Source organism: Paraglaciecola sp. 25GB23A, assembly GCF_040012495.1.
Lineage (GTDB): Bacteria > Pseudomonadota > Gammaproteobacteria > Enterobacterales > Alteromonadaceae > Paraglaciecola.
In genome coordinates, this window is record NZ_JBDYKM010000062.1 from 1 (window position 1) to 2,659 (window position 2,659).

The window sequence follows — 2,659 nt, forward strand, 5'->3', positions numbered from 1 at the left end:
CTTTTTAGATATAAAAATATTATTAATATTCATAAATTTCACCATAGTTGCAGATATTACGTTTTGCAGCTAACGCTCCAATTTGGGGAAATTACGAGTGTTTTGCCACGAAGTGGCGGCGAGTAATTTTCCCAAGCCAGCTTGCTGGCTGAACAAAATTGGTTTGTTATGTTCGATTTTTAACATACGAGCGATAAAACCAAATGTAATAAATAGCTAGAACAGTACCAATTGGGAAATTAACAATATTGATGTAGGCAGCAATCTGCGCTGGCAAATATGCCCACATTTTATTACGTAGCAACCCATAGCCAGAAAATGACATTAAGAAAAAGCTAACAATAAATACGATGGAAATCAAACTGCGCCCAAAGCCTAAAGTTCCAATATTGTTAACAAAGGTCATTCCCAAAACTAAGAACAACAGTGTTCCAATAACAACAAATAACCAGCCTAATGCAATCCGATGAATCTTCATTTCCTTCCTAGAAAATAACGCTTCAAGCTGGGGCTTTTAGGAGCGCAGCGAGTAAAAGTCCCACAGACTTGACTTGTTAGTTTACGGTTTAGGTGCAACTTTTTGAACTCCTGCTGGACCTTCAACAACCGCTCCACCACACTTATTAGCTAGAAATTGTATGGATTCATCTAACATTTTGTAACCAAGCTCATCTGCACCGATTGGCTCAAGTGAAAGTACATAACCATGCTTAATATCGGGGATTAATGTCAATGCTTGTTCAGTCGGTGATTCCGTATCATCTAATTTTTCTAGAATAAGTTGCCAATCCATATTAGGGCTTGGATATACATACGAAACAAAATCCTCCCAATTCTCTGTATTCCAGTTATTTGATTCAGGCAAATCTGCTGGAACTGATACTAAGCAAGTAACCCAAATCGCTACATCCATGCTCATCTGATATCTCCTAGTAAACTAACGCTTCAAATATGGGGCGCGCGTTGTTTGCGCGTCCCAGCCATAATTTGTTTGTTATACGCCATTTTCACTAACCCTTTGTATTATAAAATTAGAAATGCACGCTTTCTGCTCTTCTGTATTTCCATAACTGGAAAAGGTAATTATTGGCTCCAACGTATCTAGGTTTAAAATAAGTGAATCTGTCTCGGACTCTAAATTTTTAAAGGTAATATACTTAGGGATTGAAGATAAATCATGATACCAAGAAGAAGATATTTTCAAATTACTTTGGAACATTGGTAATAAATAAGGTTTCATACACTCTGGAAACTCCAGTTTCATTTCACCAATACGAAGTTTCAAATGTTTTTTGTCATAATTTGTAGGTGAATACTCAGTTGGTAATCCAATTAATTTTTCCGATTGAACTCGTATGATCACATCTTTATGAGCAAAGGTTTGCAAAGAGAAAAGTAATAGAAATAAACCGCAAAATTTCATTGTCATCCCCATGGCGTATAACGCCAAGCGCACCAGAAAACACGAGTGCTTAGGCCGAAGGCCAGCGAGTGGTTTTCTGAGTGACGCGCCTTGTTATGTTGCGATATATTCAAACCATTTATCCATTTGATTTGACTGATAGTGTTCAATAAGATTATTAAGTTCAACGTAATTCCCTGATAAAATTTCAGATCCTAAACTCGGTTTAATGACCCAAACCCACGCTAAATATTCTTCTTGAGTCGTAGGTGTTTCGTTTGGACAAAACTCAATAAAATCATCATTAACACCAATAATGTTAGCAAACAAACATCCTATGGCCGAGACTCTCGTATCTAGATCATCAAACAATTCAACTTCTGAAAATGACATTTCAATTGGCAGATTTTCAGGAATCAAAAATATTCTCCAGCAACATAACGTCCAAAGCAACGGAAAATGCGAGCGCTTTTGGGCGAAGCCCAGCGAGTAATTTTCCGGTGCCTTTGTTTGTTATTGCGCCAACCAGATGAACTATCGCGGCTTGCCGCCTGCCCTGCTTGCACAACAACACGATTAAAAATATTACCCGTAGACTAAACCAACCTTCATAAAAACAACAAGTGATTTTTGCATGTTAGGTTGGACAGTTTTGGATAAAAGCGCTGGAAGTTTATAAAGGTTGTTGGATTAAGAAAAGAAACGAACGATTGCCCAAAAGAGCACTAGCTAACCACAACATTTTGAACCTAAAACTTACTACCGATACTGACCAACAAGTTGTAAGGCCAAAGCGCTATAACGCCAAGCGCACAGGAAAACAGGAGCGCTTTGGCCGAAGGCCAGCGAGTGGTTTTCCTTGTGACGCGCCTTGTTAGGGCTTATTGGCATATTGTACCCATATATTTTCAGAGGGATGATGTTCTTTGATTGTTTCCAGCGCATCATCTATTTCTAATTGGTTTAAAGGGTTTATTGGATAATTGAATCTAGTCACATTCATTCCATTTGCAACCATTTCTCCATGATTTAACTTGGTTAATAAATTGCTACCAACCCAAAGCGCTACATTGCGTATTTTAAGAGCTTCTTCAAATGCATGTTTATCAAGAACCAGAAAAACCATACTTAAGCCCTAACGCCCCAAGCAGGGGATTTTATGAGTGTTTTTCAGCGAGTAAAATTCCCGCTGACTTGGCTTGTTATGCTGCATTATTAAAACAACCATACCAACAAAAAATAGATTGGTAGAGCTAC

The 2,659-nt window shown here is 38.1% G+C and carries 5 protein-coding genes; all 5 read right to left on the reverse strand.

Going from position 1 to position 2,659, the window contains the following annotated elements; all coding sequences use genetic code 11:
* Positions 1 to 166: 166 nt before the first annotated feature.
* The 5 genes from ABKW31_RS22715 to ABKW31_RS22735 all read right to left on the reverse strand — a co-directional run bounded on the left by ABKW31_RS22715 (position 167) and on the right by ABKW31_RS22735 (position 2,528).
* Positions 167 to 478, reverse strand: a complete 312-nt coding sequence (locus ABKW31_RS22715) for a hypothetical protein (protein WP_348618999.1) — start codon at positions 476 to 478, stop codon at positions 167 to 169.
* An 81-nt stretch (positions 479 to 559) separates the two neighbouring features.
* Positions 560 to 919, reverse strand: a complete 360-nt coding sequence (locus ABKW31_RS22720) for a hypothetical protein (RefSeq protein ID WP_348619000.1) — start codon at positions 917 to 919, stop codon at positions 560 to 562.
* Positions 920 to 994: 75 nt separating this feature from the next.
* On the reverse strand, positions 995 to 1,423 hold the full coding sequence (locus ABKW31_RS22725; RefSeq protein ID WP_348619001.1) for a hypothetical protein: 429 nt from the start codon (positions 1,421 to 1,423) through the stop codon (positions 995 to 997).
* 93 nt (positions 1,424 to 1,516) lie between these two features.
* Positions 1,517 to 1,822, reverse strand: coding sequence for a hypothetical protein (locus ABKW31_RS22730; RefSeq protein WP_348619002.1), 306 nt, complete (start codon positions 1,820 to 1,822; stop codon positions 1,517 to 1,519).
* Positions 1,823 to 2,276: 454 nt separating this feature from the next.
* On the reverse strand, positions 2,277 to 2,528 hold the full coding sequence (locus ABKW31_RS22735) for a hypothetical protein (protein ID WP_348619003.1): 252 nt from the start codon (positions 2,526 to 2,528) through the stop codon (positions 2,277 to 2,279).
* Positions 2,529 to 2,659 lie beyond the last annotated feature (131 nt).